Source organism: Acidiferrobacter sp., from assembly GCF_054609335.1.
In genome coordinates this window covers 52,128-66,399 of sequence record NZ_JBTRWP010000001.1, presented here as the reverse complement: position 1 = coordinate 66,399, position 14,272 = coordinate 52,128, and the positions used below count along the sequence as shown (strand labels likewise).

At 61.1% G+C, this 14,272-nt stretch carries 15 protein-coding genes and 1 tRNA gene; all 16 read right to left on the bottom strand.

Going from position 1 to position 14,272, the window contains the following annotated elements; translation table 11 throughout:
* Window positions 1–9 precede the first annotated feature (9 nt).
* On the bottom strand, window positions 10–1,509 hold the full coding sequence (locus ACYCTF_RS00345) for an NADH-quinone oxidoreductase subunit M (protein ID WP_461282202.1): 1,500 nt from the start codon (window positions 1,507–1,509) through the stop codon (window positions 10–12).
* Window positions 1,510–1,517: 8 nt separating this feature from the next.
* Window positions 1,518–3,479, bottom strand: a complete 1,962-nt coding sequence (gene nuoL, locus ACYCTF_RS00340; protein WP_461282201.1) for an NADH-quinone oxidoreductase subunit L — start codon at window positions 3,477–3,479, stop codon at window positions 1,518–1,520.
* Window positions 3,480–3,483: 4 nt separating this feature from the next.
* Complete coding sequence (gene nuoK, locus ACYCTF_RS00335; protein WP_461282200.1) at window positions 3,484–3,789, bottom strand: NADH-quinone oxidoreductase subunit NuoK; 306 nt, start codon at window positions 3,787–3,789, stop codon at window positions 3,484–3,486.
* 34 nt (window positions 3,790–3,823) lie between these two features.
* Window positions 3,824–4,435 (bottom strand): NADH-quinone oxidoreductase subunit J, encoded by a 612-nt coding sequence (locus ACYCTF_RS00330; RefSeq protein ID WP_461282199.1) that lies wholly within the window; start codon window positions 4,433–4,435, stop codon window positions 3,824–3,826.
* Between the two features lie 12 nt (window positions 4,436–4,447).
* Window positions 4,448–4,936: an NADH-quinone oxidoreductase subunit NuoI gene (gene nuoI / locus ACYCTF_RS00325; protein WP_461282198.1), complete on the bottom strand. Its 489-nt coding sequence runs from the start codon at window positions 4,934–4,936 to the stop codon at window positions 4,448–4,450.
* Between the two features lie 12 nt (window positions 4,937–4,948).
* Window positions 4,949–5,995: an NADH-quinone oxidoreductase subunit NuoH gene (nuoH, locus tag ACYCTF_RS00320; protein ID WP_461282197.1), complete on the bottom strand. Its 1,047-nt coding sequence runs from the start codon at window positions 5,993–5,995 to the stop codon at window positions 4,949–4,951.
* 3 nt (window positions 5,996–5,998) lie between these two features.
* Window positions 5,999–8,374, bottom strand: a complete 2,376-nt coding sequence (gene nuoG / locus ACYCTF_RS00315) for an NADH-quinone oxidoreductase subunit NuoG (protein ID WP_461282196.1) — start codon at window positions 8,372–8,374, stop codon at window positions 5,999–6,001.
* Between the two features lie 17 nt (window positions 8,375–8,391).
* Window positions 8,392–9,669 (bottom strand): NADH-quinone oxidoreductase subunit NuoF, encoded by a 1,278-nt coding sequence (nuoF, locus tag ACYCTF_RS00310; protein WP_461282195.1) that lies wholly within the window; start codon window positions 9,667–9,669, stop codon window positions 8,392–8,394.
* 2 nt (window positions 9,670–9,671) lie between these two features.
* Window positions 9,672–10,142 carry an NADH-quinone oxidoreductase subunit NuoE gene (gene nuoE, locus ACYCTF_RS00305; RefSeq protein ID WP_461282194.1) on the bottom strand — a complete coding sequence of 157 codons (471 nt, stop codon included), beginning with the start codon at window positions 10,140–10,142 and terminating at the stop codon, window positions 9,672–9,674.
* A 4-nt stretch (window positions 10,143–10,146) separates the two neighbouring features.
* Window positions 10,147–11,400 carry an NADH-quinone oxidoreductase subunit D gene (locus ACYCTF_RS00300; RefSeq protein WP_461282193.1) on the bottom strand — a complete coding sequence of 418 codons (1,254 nt, stop codon included), beginning with the start codon at window positions 11,398–11,400 and terminating at the stop codon, window positions 10,147–10,149.
* The gene (locus tag ACYCTF_RS00295; protein WP_461282192.1) at window positions 11,384–11,980 is read right to left on the bottom strand and encodes an NADH-quinone oxidoreductase subunit C; all 597 of its coding nucleotides are present in this window, start codon (window positions 11,978–11,980) and stop codon (window positions 11,384–11,386) included. The genes ACYCTF_RS00300 and ACYCTF_RS00295 overlap by 17 nt, the downstream gene beginning before the upstream one ends.
* A gap of 25 nt (window positions 11,981–12,005) precedes the next feature.
* On the bottom strand, window positions 12,006–12,482 hold the full coding sequence (locus tag ACYCTF_RS00290; protein WP_461282191.1) for a NuoB/complex I 20 kDa subunit family protein: 477 nt from the start codon (window positions 12,480–12,482) through the stop codon (window positions 12,006–12,008).
* Entirely contained in the window at window positions 12,473–12,829 is a 357-nt protein-coding gene (locus tag ACYCTF_RS00285; RefSeq protein ID WP_461282190.1) for an NADH-quinone oxidoreductase subunit A, read from the bottom strand. Before ACYCTF_RS00285 ends, ACYCTF_RS00290 begins: the two co-directional genes overlap by 10 nt.
* A gap of 158 nt (window positions 12,830–12,987) precedes the next feature.
* A tRNA-Leu gene (locus ACYCTF_RS00280) sits at window positions 12,988–13,072 on the bottom strand.
* A gap of 39 nt (window positions 13,073–13,111) precedes the next feature.
* Complete coding sequence (gene secG / locus ACYCTF_RS00275; RefSeq protein WP_461282189.1) at window positions 13,112–13,477, bottom strand: preprotein translocase subunit SecG; 366 nt, start codon at window positions 13,475–13,477, stop codon at window positions 13,112–13,114.
* 10 nt (window positions 13,478–13,487) lie between these two features.
* The gene (gene tpiA / locus ACYCTF_RS00270; protein WP_461282188.1) at window positions 13,488–14,249 is read right to left on the bottom strand and encodes a triose-phosphate isomerase; all 762 of its coding nucleotides are present in this window, start codon (window positions 14,247–14,249) and stop codon (window positions 13,488–13,490) included.
* Window positions 14,250–14,272 lie beyond the last annotated feature (23 nt).

Below are 14,272 nucleotides of genomic sequence, written 5' to 3'. Positions count from 1 at the left end.
GGTGCCACCCTAGGGAGTCGCGCCGCCGAGCTGTACGCCCGGGCGCAATAAAAGATGATGCACCGACGCCGCCATCACATGCAGCAGAGGCGCCGGCCATAGACCCAAAAACAAGACGGCGACGCCTAACACGGCGAGGAACGTGAGTTCGCGACCTGTCACGTCCGAAAGACCTGCGACGGCAGGCTTCGTGACCGCGCCAAAGATCACCCGCTTATACATCCAAAGCGTATAGGCGGCGCCCGATATAAGCGTGGTGGCCGCCAATACCGCGTACCAGAAATCCGCCTTGAAGGCGCCGAGGATAACGAACAATTCCCCGACGAAACCCGAGGTTCCGGGCAGTCCGGCATTGGCCATGGCAAAGAGCATCATAAAGGCCGCGAAGATCGGCATGCGGTTTGCGACACCCCCGTAATCATGGATGGCGCGCGAATGGAGGCGGTCATAGAGGACGCCTACGCACAAAAACAGGCCCGCTGACACGAAGCCGTGCGAAATCATCTGTACCAACGCCCCTTCCATGGCGATGTTCTGGAAGAGGAAGATGCCCAGGGTAACGAACCCCATGTGCGCGATGGACGAATAGGCGATGAGCTTCTTCATGTCGTCCTGCACGAGCGCGACCAGACCTATGTAGACGATCGCGATCAGCGACAGGGTGATCATGAGGCCCGCGAGCTCGTGGCTTGCCTCAGGCACGATGGGCAGACTGAACCGCACGAATCCGTAGGCACCCATCTTCAGCATGATGGCGGCCAGAACCACGGACCCCCCAGTGGGAGCCTCGACATGGGCGTCGGGCAACCATGTATGCACAGGCCACATCGGAATCTTGACCGCGAAGGCAATCAGGAAGGCCAGAAATATCAGGATTTGTGGGGTGTTTCCAAGTGGCAGATGATAGAAGGACGCGATATTGAAGGTCTCGCCCGCCTCGAAATGCAGGTACAAAAGGGCGATCAGCATGAGCACTGATCCGAGAAAGGTATACAAGAAGAACTTGATGGTCGCGTACACGCGATTTGGCCCACCCCAGATGCCGATGATCAAAAACATCGGAATCAGCATGGCCTCCCAAAAGACATAGAAGAGCATGGCATCGAGCGCGCAGAAGACGCCGATCATGAGCCCTTCCATGATGAGAAAGGCGGCGAAGTATTCCGCCACGCGCTCCTTGACCGCAGGCCCCGCGGCGATAACGACGACGACACCTATGAAGCTTGTGAGCATCACGAGGGGCAACGATATACCGTCTAGACCTAACGCGTAGTTGATATGGAAAGCGGGTATCCACGGTATGTGCTCGCCAAATTGCATGGCAAACGAATGGGCATGAAAGAGCCCCCAGAGCGGCACGGTGGCAAGGAAGGTGATCCCCGCGCCCGCCGCCCCCAAGGGCCGCACGAGACTGGGCGCACGACCGCCCAGGGCTAGGATGACCAGGCCTGTGGCGATAGGTAGCCAGATCGCGATACTCAGGGCTATGTGTCGGTAGACGTCGATCATGACAGGCCTTATCCGTGATGCAAGAAGAACGTCATTAACACGAAGAGGCCCAGAATGACCGCAAACGCGTAATGATAGATATAACCGGACTGGAGGCGCCGCCCCCAGGCCGCGATGCGCCCAATGAGACGCGCGGTGCCGTTCACCATGGTGCCGTCTATGATCTGCACGTCGCCTACGCGCCAAAGAAACCGGCCCACGGCGCGCGCGGCGCGCGTGGCGCCTTGTTCATAGACCTCATCGAACCCGTACTTGGCGCGCAGGATGGCGTAGAGGATATGCAGGCGCCGCGCCAGCTGCGCGGGCAATTCGGGTCTTAGGATATACATGTACCAAGCGGTCGCGATGCCCGCGAGCGCCAGGTACAGGGGCGGTGACACGAAGGCCGCCGCAATGAAGGCCCACACCCCATGATAGTGGGGGGCCATGCGCAGCAAGGGATTATCCGCGGGCCGCACATACAGGGAGCCACGGAAAAAATGCCCAAAGAGCAGCGGTCTCATGAGCACGATGCCAGCCAAAGCGGAGGGGATGGCGAGCACTATAAGCGGCACTGTCACGACCCACGGCGACTCGCGCAGATGGTGACGGGCGTGGGCATCCATGCGCGGCTCCCCATAAAAGGCCAGGAACAGCATGCGGAAGGTGTAGAACGCCGTCACAAACACGCCTGCGAGGACCGCCGCAAAGGCGTAGTCGGCGCCCGGAAGCGTCGAACGCGCCACCGCGTCTATGACCGCATCCTTGGAGAAGAAACCTGCGAAGGGCGGGATGCCGGCCAGCGCCAGAGAGCCGACCCAGGTGGCGGCGAAGGTGATGGGCATGTAGCGCCGCAGGCCGCCCATTTTGCGTAGGTCCTGCTCATGATGCAGCGCAATAATGACCGACCCCGCTGCAAGGAACAGCAAGGCCTTGAAAAACGCGTGCGTCACGAGATGGAAAATCGCCACCGCGTAGGCCGACGCGCCGAGCGCCGCAGTCATGTAACCCAACTGGGAAAGCGTCGAATAGGCGATGACACGCTTGATATCGGTCTGGACCATGCCAAGCAAGGCCATGAAAAAGGCGGTCGACGCCCCCACCAACAGCACCACATCCCGCGCCACGGGGGATAGTTCAAAAAGCGGGGACATCCGCGCGACCATAAAGATGCCGGCCGTAACCATGGTGGCCGCGTGTATGAGGGCCGATATCGGCGTGGGGCCCTCCATGGAGTCGGGCAGCCAGACATGGAGCGGCATCTGCGCCGACTTCCCCATGGCGCCGATGAACAGGAGTACGCAGATGACGGTCAGCATACTCCAGGAATCGTGATTGCTGAGCCACAGCTTGGCATGGATGGCCGCGGGCGCCTGCGCAAACACCGTCGCGTAATCCAGGCTATGGAACACCGTGTAGATCGCGGCGATGCCGAGAATGAAGCCGAAGTCACCCAGCCGATTGACGAGAAAGGCCTTGAGGCTCGCAAAGATCGCCGACTCCCGCGTGAACCAAAAACCGATCAAGAGGTAGGAGACGAGCCCCACGCCTTCCCAACCGAAGAATAGCTGCATGAAGTTGTTGGCCATGACCAGCATCAGCATGGCGAACGTGAAAAGCGATATATAGCTGAAGAAACGCTGATAACCCGGGTCACCGCGCATATAGCCGATAGTGTAGATGTGCACCATGAGTGAGACGAAGGTGACCACCACCATCATGAGGGCCGTGAGCGGGTCGATCAGAAACCCCACGACCAGTGGAAGGCGGCCGGCATAGCCCCATGTATAGACGGTCGCGTCAAGGTCGTGCCCGGACATCACCTGTGGCAAGGCATATCCCGCCGACAAGGCAAAGGCCACCGCAACGCCTAGGATGGTGACGCGGTGCGACCACGCGGGCTCCAAAGCCCGGCCGAAAATCCCCGCGATCAAGGCGCCGGCTAGGCACACCAAGGGGATCGCCCCATATAGCGAAAGCGCGGAGACCATGGCGCTAGCCCTTCAAGGTATCGAAATCGTCGACGTTGATCGTGCGACGATTACGGAACAAGACAATGAGGATAGCCAGACCAATGGCCGACTCGGCGGCGGCAACCGTCAGGATGAAGAAGACGAAGACCTGTCCTGACATCCCCCAAAGGTAGTGCGAGAAGGCCACGAAATTCAGGTTAACGGCGAGCAAAATGAGCTCGATCGCCATCAACAACACCACGAGGTTCTTGCGGTTAAGAAATATACCGACGACGCCGATCGCAAAGAGCGCCGCCGCCAAGATCAGATACTGCGACAATGAAACCACAGACCTCTCTCCCCATTTATTAGAATGTACGGCGTCAAGCCTTGGGCTCCGTCCGCATCTTAACGATTCGCATCCGATCCTGGGCCCGCACTTCGACCTGTCGGGCCGGATCTTGATACTTAGTATCCGGGCGCCGACGCATGGTCAGCGCAATGGCGGCGATGATGGCCACCAGCAGAATGACCGCGGCGATCTCGAACGGATAAACGTAAGTGGTGTACAAAAGCAGGCCGAGCGCGCGCGTATTGCTGTAATGGGGATGCGCGACATGGGCGGCGGCGTGCGCGATGCGGCCCGCGGCGAATTGTTTGGGACCCACTGCGAGCGCGATCTCCGCGACCATGAGGACCGCGACAAGCCCGCCCACCGGGAGATAATCGGCGAACCCCTGCCTCAAGACCGCCAGATTCACGTCGATCATCATCACCACGAACAAAAACAGCACCATGACCGCCCCGACGTAGACAAGTACGAGGACGATCGCGAGGAATTCGGCCTTCAAGAGCATCCAAAGGCAGGCGGCGCTGACGAAGGCCAGCACCAGGAATAGCGCCGACTTCACGGGGTTACGGATGGTAACGACCATGGCGGCCGAACCCAGCAATACCGCCGCAAAAAAGTAGAAGATCGCGTCTTCGAACGTCATGGTCCCCCGCCCCTATCGGTATCGCGCATCGGCGGCGCGATCGGCCGCGATCTCTTTTTCGTATTTGTCGCCTATGGCAAGCAGCATCGACTTCGTGTAAACGAGATCCCCCCGTCTTTCGCCATGGTAATCAAACACGCGCGTCTCCACGATCGAATCCACGGGGCACGACTCCTCGCAAAACCCACAGAATATGCACTTCGTGAGGTCGATGTCGTAGCGTGTCGTGCGCCGCGTGCCATCGTCACGCTGCTCGGACTCGATCGTGATGGCAAGCGCCGGGCACACCGCCTCGCAGAGTTTGCAAGCGATGCACCGCTCCTCACCATTGGGGTAGCGCCGCAAGGCGTGCAGTCCACGAAAGCGCGGCGACTGCGGCGTACGCTCATCCGGATATTGCACCGTGATCTTACGCGCGAAGAAATGCTTGCCCGTGAGCGCGAGCCCCTGCAGAAGCTCGATGAGCAGAAAGCTATGCAAGTATTTCCGTATCGCTTTCATCAGGAACCCTCGCTAACGGTAAAACAAGAAAGCCCACGGCGTGAAAAAAATCACAAAGCCCATGAACCCGATCCAGACCAGGGTCACCGGGATCAGCACCTTCCATCCAAGCCGCATGATCTGGTCGTAGCGATAGCGCGGAAAAGTCGCACGCAACCACAGGTACAGAAACAGAATCACCGAGACCTTGAGCAGAAACCACCCGAGGGGCGGCACCCAGGTGAAGGGCGCGAAATCGAAAGGAGGTAACCAGCCGCCCAGGAACAAGATCGCCGTCAGGGCCGAAAGAAGGATCATATTCGCATATTCGGCCAGGAAAAAGAGCGCGAACGTCATGCCTGAGTATTCGACATGGAATCCGGCCACGATCTCCGATTCACCTTCGGCGACGTCGAAGGGCGCGCGATTGGTTTCCGCCACACCGGCAATGAAATAGACGAGAAAGAGCGGGAAGAGCGGTAGGAAAAGCCAATGCCAGAACCCACCGGCCTGGTCCAGCGCGATCTGGCGAAGGTTCAGGGTGCCGGCCGCCATGAGCACGCCCACAAGGGCGAAGCCCATGGCGATCTCATAGGCGACGATCTGGGCCGCCGATCGCAGACTGCCTAGGAAGGCGTACTTGGAGTTTGAGGCCCAGCCGGCGATAACCACTCCGTAGACCCCCATGGATGTCACCGCGAGCACGAACAAGAGGCCCGCGTTGACGTTGGCGAGCACCAAGGTGTTGGTGAATGGCACGACCGCCCAAGCCACGAGCGCCGGCAGAAGCGCCAAAACCGGCGCCGCAATGAATAAGGCCTTGTTGGCCCCTGACGGCACGATGATCTCCTTCAGGAGGAGCTTCACGCCGTCGGCGATAGGCTGCAGCCATCCCCGCGGGCCCACCCGGTTCGGGCCGATGCGCACCTGCATGTACCCTATGACCTTGCGCTCGGCGAAGGTCAGATACGCCACACTCAACATAAGCGGGATCACGATCGCCACGATCTTGATCAAGTCCCACAGCAAAAGCTGCGACCAGGCCGGCAGGGTGCTCCATAGCGCCGTTAACTCGCCCATGCGTCAAATCCGCCTCACGCTCAGGGTCCCGGACCACGGCAAGCGCGCAGTCTCCTCTATGGCGGCCGCGACGTAGGCGGCCCCATCCGGGACTCGGTTATCGATCGCGACCTCGAGGACCGCGTCTGCGTCCCCCATCACCACCCGTACCGTATTGCCCGCGGAAAGCTCGAGCCGCAAGGCCTGCCCCTCGTTCAGGCGCAAAATCGGCTGCCCCCGGTCGGCTGTCTGGTGCAGGACTTCGGAACGGCGCACGAGACTGTCCGAGTCATACAGGCCTACCTCCGCGATGCGTTCCAGGGCCACCTCCGCGATGCGCTCCAGGCTGGGCTCCAGCGACTCGCGACCAGCAAGCGTCATGGGCTGGTCGCGGAGAGAGGCCGCCGATAGATCGCCGACCGCCTCACGAATGGCCGCGGTGGAATCGTAGGCAAGCCCCGACACCCCGCACTTCTCGGCCAGTACCCGTAGGATTTTCCAGGCCGGACGGGCTTCGCCGCGCGGCGTCACGGCCGCCTCAAACGTCTGCCAACGCCCCTCGCCGTTCACGCAGGAGCCATCGGTCTCGGTGAACGGCGCCATGGGCAGGATGACCTGGGCGTAATCCAGCGCCTCGGAACGAAATGCCGACAAGGCCACCACGAATCGGGCCTCACGCAAGGCCGCGCGCGCGCGGCCGCCATCCACGCTATCGATCACGGGCTCGGCATCAACCAGCAGGAAGCCCTTCTGACTGCCATCCCACATCGCCTGCGCCGGACGTCCGCCACTCTTGCGCGCACCGCCCAGCGCCTCGCGATGCGGGACCACCCCCGCAAGCCACAGGCCCGCGGAATTGCCGGGCGGCATACGGCCCACTGTAGCCCCTGCGATCTCGCCCAAGACCGCGGCGAGTGACCGCAGCACGGCCGCCTGCGGATGGGAGTCGGCAAGCGCCCCCAGCAGGATCGCCGGGCGTTCGGCCACGCACAGCCACGCGGCCGTCCGGGTCTCGGCCTCACCGGCGGACAGACCCTTCGTCCACGCCGCCACCTCGGGTGGCAAAGCGGTCCCGGTACAAGCCGCTACCGCGACAAGCAATCTTCCGACCGCTTCCGGGAGCTTGCTCGGGGCCACTACGGTCTTGTCCGCCAGATCAAAGGTAAAAGCAAAATCCATGGGATTGATGGCCGCGATCTTGGCGCCGTCGAGGAAAGCCTTACGCAACCTATGAGCAAGCAGGGGCTGTTCCTTGCGGATATTGCTGCCAATGAGGATCACGGCGTCCAGACGCTCAAGCTCGGCGATTTCGACGCCAAGCGTGGGGTAGGCCGGGGCGCCCGCATCGTCGCGGAAATCCCCCTCCCGCAACCTATGGTCGACATTGTCGGACCCAAGGCCACGCACAAGACGCTGCAGGAGATAACCTTCCTCGACGGTCGCCTGTGCGGATGCGAGACCCGCAAGCGCCGCCGGGCCGTCCTGTGCTATCACGTCCCGCAGCCCCTGAGCGGCCGTCTCGAGCGCCACATCCCAATCAACCTCGCGCCAGCTGTCCCCATCCCTGACGAGCGGGACCGAAAGCCGCGTCTCGGCATCCAGCGCCGTGTAGCTGAAACGGTCGCGGTCCGAGATCCAGGTCTCGTTCAGCGCCTCGTTCTCGCGTGGCAGCACGCGCATCACCTTGTTACGACGCGTCTCGATCAGGATATTGGCCCCTACGCAATCGTGCGGGCTCACCGAGGGTTTGGCCACAAGCTCCCAGGAGCGCGCCGTGTAGCGAAACGGCTTTGAGGTCAAGGCCCCTACCGGGCAAAGATCAATCATATTGCCGGAGAGCTCCGAGTCGACAGTGGCCTCGACGTAGGTGCCGATGCGCATGTGCTCGCCACGGCCGGTCGCGCCCAACTCCATGATGCCGCCGATCTCCTGACCGAAACGCACGCAGCGCGTGCAATGGATGCAGCGCGTCATTTCGGTCGATATCAAGGGCCCTATGTCTTGATCCTTGACGATCCGCTTGGCCTCGGTGAAGCGCGAAATGTCGCGCCCATAGCCCACCGCCAAATCCTGCAGATCGCATTCCCCACCCTGATCGCAGATCGGGCAATCGAGAGGGTGGTTTATGAGCAGAAACTCCATCACGCCCTTCTGCGCCGTCCGGGTCTTCTCCGAGCGCGTCGAGACCTTCATGCCTTCGGTCACGGGCGTGGCGCAAGCCGGCACCGGCTTTGCAACACGTTCCACGTCCACGAGACACATGCGGCAATTGGCGGCAACCGACAGGTGCTTGTGATAGCAAAACCGCGGGATATAGATCCCAGCCGCGTCAGCGGCCTCGATCACCATGGCGCCTTCTTCCACCGCGAGCTGTTTGCCATCGATCTCGATATGCAGCATCGTCGTCTCCCGGCCCTTCACGCGGCCGCCGCCATCGGACAGCAGCCGCGCTCAATGTGGGCCTCGAACTCTTCCCGGAAGTTCTTTATGAAACTTATGACTGGCAGCGCCGCCGCGTCCCCCAAGGCACAGATGGTCCGTCCCTCCATCTTCTTTGCCATATCCGTCAAGAGATCCAAGTCCTGCATGCGCCCCTCGCCATGCTCTATGCGGTGCAGCACCCGCGCAAGCCACCCCGTACCTTCGCGACAGGGCGTGCATTGGCCGCATGACTCTTCGTAATAGAAATGCGAGATGCGTTCGAGGGCGCGTACCATGCAGGTCGTGTCATCCATGACGATCACCGAACCCGCACCCAACATGCTGCCGGCTTTGGACAGCGCGTCGTAGTCCATGGTCAGGTCCATCATGATATCGCCGCGCACCACCGGTACCGAGGAGCCGCCCGGGATCACAGCCTTCAGCTTATGGCCCCGCCACACGCCGCCGGCCATTTCGAGCAGCTTGGCGAAAGGCGTCCCCAAGGGTACCTCGTAGTTCCCGGGCCGGTTCACGTGCCCCGATACGGAGAAGATCTTCGGCCCGCCGTTATTGGGCTTGCCGATCTCCAGGAACCATTGGCCACCGTGGCGCACGATGGCCGGGATCGAGGCCAGGGTCTCGGTATTATTGATCGTCGTCGGGCGCCCGTAGAGGCCGTAACTCGCGGGGAATGGCGGCTTGAAGCGCGGCTGGCCTTTCTTCCCCTCGAGCGACTCCAAAAGCGCGGTCTCCTCGCCACAGATATAGGCCCCACCCCCTCTATGGACGTGCAGCTCGAAATCGATGCCCGAGCCCAAGATGTTCTTGCCGAGATATCCCGCGGCGCGGGCCTCGACAAGCGCCTCCTCGAACCGCGCAATCGGTTCGTGGAATTCGCCGCGGACATAGTTGTAACCCATGGTCGCGCCTATGGTGTAGCCGGCTATCGCCATACCTTCGATCAAGGCATGGGGGTTGAAGCGCAAGATGTCGCGGTCCTTGAAGGTTCCGGGCTCGCCCTCGTCGGAATTGCAGACGATATATTTCTGGCCAGGCGCGTTACGCGGCATGAAGCTCCACTTGAGGCCGGTCGGAAAGCCTGCGCCGCCACGACCGCGCAGCACCGACTTCTTGATCTCGTTCACGATCTCGTCCGGCGGCGTCCTTTCACTCAGGATGCGTCGCCATGCCTGATAGCCGCCATCGCTTTCGTAAACGCCGAGCGTCCACGGACGATCACGATGCAAGTTCCGAAAACAGACCTCGTTCGCCATGCTTACTCCAAGCCCGCCAGAATCTCATCGATGCGGCCGGGCGTCAGATTCTCGTAGTAGGTCTTGCCGATCTGAAACATGGGCGCGCCCCCGCAGGCTGCCAGGCACTCGACCTCTTTCAGCGTAAAGCGCCCATCGGGCGTCGTCTCATTGAATCCGACCCCAAGCCGTTTCTTCAAATGCGCGACGATATCGTCGCTGCCACGCAGGAGACAGGAAATGTTCGTGCAGACGCTGACCTTATGCCGCCCCACCGGCTCCAGATCATACATGGTGTAGAAACTCGCCACCTCGTAGACCTGGATGGGCCGCATCCCGAGCAATTCGGCGATATAATCCATGAGCGACACGCTCAACCACCCGTGCTCCTCCTGGGCGATATGCAGAGCCGCCATCACCGCTGACTGCTTGTGCTCCGGCGGATATTTGGCGATCTCCCGGTCGATCTGTTCGCGCGACTCCTTCGTCAACATACGCTCACCTGTCAACTTCGCCGAAAACGATGTCCTGGGTGCCGATGATCGCCACGACATCGGCGATCATGTGCCCGCGGGTCATTTCGTCCAAGGCCGCCAGATGCGCGAAACCCGGCGCCCTGATCTTTACGCGGAACGGCTTATTGGCGCCGTCCGACACAAGGTAGATGCCGAACTCGCCCTTGGGGTGCTCGACCGCCGCATAGGCCTCGCCCGCCGGCACCGAGTAACCTTCCGTAAACAGCTTGAAGTGATGGATCAAGGCCTCCATGTCGGCCTTCATTTCCTCGCGCGAGGGCGGCACAACCTTATGGTCACTCACGATCACGGGGCCCGGATTCTTGCGCAGCCAATCGATACATTGGGTCACGATCCGGTTGGACTGGCGCATCTCCTCGACGCGTACGAGGTAGCGATCATAACAATCCCCCTGGACCCCGACCGGTATGTCGAAATCCAGCTTGTCGTATACCTCGTAGGGCTGCTTCTTGCGAAGATCCCACTCGACGCCGGATCCCCTGAGCATCGGACCCGTAAAACCAAGCTGCAGGGCGCGCTCCGGACTCACGACACCTATGCCCACAGTCCTCTGCTTCCAGATGCGATTATCGGTGAGCAAGGTCTCATAGTCGTCTACGTAGCCCGGGAAGCGCCGGCAAAAATCGCCAAGAAAATCGAGGAGGCTGCCCTCTCGATTGGCATTCATGCGCGCCACGTCCTTCTCGTCGTGCCAACGCGACACACTGTAGCGAGGCATGCTGTCCGGCAGATCCCGGTAGACCCCGCCCACCCGATAATAAGTGGCATGCATGCGCGCCCCCGACACAGCCTCGTAGGCGTCCATAAGATCCTCGCGCTCGCGGAAGGCGTACAGAAACACCGTCATCGCGCCGATATCAAGCGCGTGCGCCCCAAGCCACAGCAGGTGGTTCAAGATACGCGTCAGTTCGTCGAACATCACGCGGATGTACTGTGCGCGGATCGGCACCTCGACCTTCAGAAGCTTCTCCAGGGCCATGACGTAGGCGTGCTCATTGGCCATCATGGAGACGTAATCGAGTCGGTCCATGTAGGGGATGGACTGGTTGTAGGGCTTAGTTTCGGCGAGCTTCTCGGTCGCGCGATGCAGAAGTCCGATATGCGGATCCGCGCGCTCCACGACCTCACCGTCGAGTTCCAAGACGAGTCGCAGCACGCCGTGGGCCGAGGGATGCTGCGGTCCAAAGTTCATCGTGTAATTACGAATCTCTGCCACCGTAGCCCTCCTCTCGGATCACGCGCGGGACGAGCACGCGCGGTTCTATGCTGACAGGCTCGTACACCACGCGCCGCTTGTCGGGGTCATAGCGCACCTCCACGCGCCCTGAAATCGGAAAATCCTTTCGGAACGGGTGGCCTACAAACCCGTAGTCCGTCAACAAGCGCCGCAAATCCTTATGCCCCTCGAAGATAAAACCAAACAGATCGAAGGCCTCGCGCTCATACCAATCGGCTGAGTTCCAGACTCCTGTCACGGAGGCGATCGTCGGCTGCTCGTCGTCGAGGAACGCACGAACCCTCAGGCGCCGGTTGTGGGCGAGAGACAGAAGATGCGCCACGACCGCGAACCGCGGCTCGCATCGTTCTCTTTCCCCATAAGTCAGATAATCCACGCCGCAAAGATCGATAAGCTGCTCGAAGTGAAACGCGGGCTCATCGCGCAAGGTCTGGCAGGTCGCAAGCCATCTCGCGCGCGGCACCACAAACGTTACCTCGCCGTGCTCCACCGTGACGGAGGCGAGCGCGTCCCCGAAGGTTTTTCGGGCATAGTCGAGGAAGGCCTCTTGCGTGGTCATGACTTAAGGGAGCCCTATGTCGGGTTCAACGCGCGATCGTGTTCGTGCGCCGAATTTTGTTTTGAAGCTGGATGATCCCATAGAGGAGGGCTTCCGCTGTGGGCGGACACCCGGGTACATAGACATCCACCGGCACAATCCGGTCACAGCCGCGTACCACGGCGTATGAGTAGTGATAGTACCCGCCTCCATTGGCGCACGATCCCATGGAAATGACCCAACGCGGCTCCGCCATCTGGTCATAAACCTTGCGCAAGGCCGGGGCCATCTTATTGACCAAGGTGCCCGCCACGATCATCACATCCGACTGCCGGGGACTCGGCCGAAACACCACACCGAAGCGATCCAGGTCATAACGCGCGGCGCCGGCATGCATCATCTCGACTGCGCAACAGGCAAGCCCGAACGTCATGGGCCACAAGGACCCCGTCCGCGTCCAGTTGATCACCTTGTCCGCGGATGTGACGACCCAGCCCTTGTCGAGAATGCCTTCTACTCCCACTCGAGCGCCCCTTTCATCCACTCATAGACAAATCCCACGACCAGAATTCCCAGGAATAAAACCATAGCCAAAAACCCCGGGCGACCGATCTGCTTTAGGGCCACGGCCCACGGGAACAAAAACGCGATCTCGAGATCGAAGACGATGAATAGGATGGCGACGAGGTAGTAGCGCACATCGAACTTCATGCGCGAATCCTCGAACGCCTCGAAGCCGCATTCGTAGGGCGAGAGCTTGGCGGCATCCGGGTGGTGAGGGGCAAGCAAGCGGCCGAGGACCATCGGTAGGACGCCGACGACGACGCCTACGCCTATGAAGATCAGAATAGGCAGATAATTTTGTAACATCCGCTTTCCTCGAGATGGACCTCGGGCGTGGCTGAAAGCCGCCGGGTTGGTTAGTCTAGACACCCCTGCGCGCGCAAGTCAAGCAAGGGCGCACCCTATAGTTTTATTCTATTTCAAGCGGTTAGCCATCCTCGAGAGAGGCGGGCTGGAGGAAAATCTGGTGCCGAAGGCGGGACTCGAACCCGCACAGCTTGCGCCACCGCCCCCTCAAGACGGCGTGTCTACCAATTCCACCACTTCGGCGAACTCGACTCTATCCCGTCCTTAATCCTAGACCGCGCACTAAGGGACCTTGTGGTCCGGTATGCCCGGGACAGTGGACGGGGATTGCGGTACCGGCGCAGCCGGCTGCGTTTGCGGCACCGGCGCGGCCGGGGCCGCGGGCCGCACGATCTCGGTCACGCTCCGCAAAGAACGCGGGTGTGCCGAAAGATAGGCGAGCCCTAAACTCGTTATAAAAAATAAGGTCGCGAGCACGGCGGTCATACGGCTTAGAAAAGTCGCCGAACCGCGCGCCCCGAACAAGGTCTGCGATGATCCGCCGCCGAAAGAAGCGCCCATATCGGCCCCCTTGCCATGCTGCAAGAGCACGACCCCGATCAGCGTGAGCGCAACCAAAATCTGTAAGACCACCAAAAAAACCGTCATGACGCCCTTATTACCCGATGCATGCCGCGCGGCAAATACCAACGAAGTCGGCGCCCGCGAGTGACGCGCCCCCTATCAGGCCGCCATCTATATCGTCCTGCCCGAACAGCTCGCGCGCGTTCTGCGCCTTGACGCTGCCGCCATACAATATGCGCAAGCGCCCTGCCGCCTCTGCGCTCTGCCGCGCAACGACATCCCGGATGAACCGGTGAACCGTCTGCGCTTCTTCGGGGCTCGCCGCGCGTCCCGTGCCGATCGCCCAGACCGGCTCGTAGGCGACCACCGCGCGCTCGAAGGCACTGCTCCCGCACTCTTTGAATACTGCGGAAAGCTGCCGAAGAATCACTTCCTGCGTACGTCCCGCGTCACGCTCGGCCGTCGTCTCGCCCACACAAAGGACGGGCGTCAGATCGGCTGCGAGCGAGCGCGCAAATTTCTGCGCCACCACCGCATCGGTCTCCCCAAACAGGGTGCGACGCTCCGAGTGACCTATGATAGCAAATCGACAGCCCACGTCGCGCGCCATCTCGGCCGATACCTCGCCCGTGTAGGCGCCGTCCGTATACGCACTCACGTCCTGCGCCCCGCAGACAACGGTGCTGTTTGCGGCGAGCCTATCCATGACCAAGCCGAGGTACGGATAAGGGGGGCATACCACGACCTCGACACCGAACAGATCACCGATGTCGGCCATGACGGCCTTCAACAAACTCTCGACCATGGAGCGGCGGCCGTTCATCTTCCAGTTACCCATAACCAACGGCTGCCGCACGGCCCCCCCACATATTCTTCTGA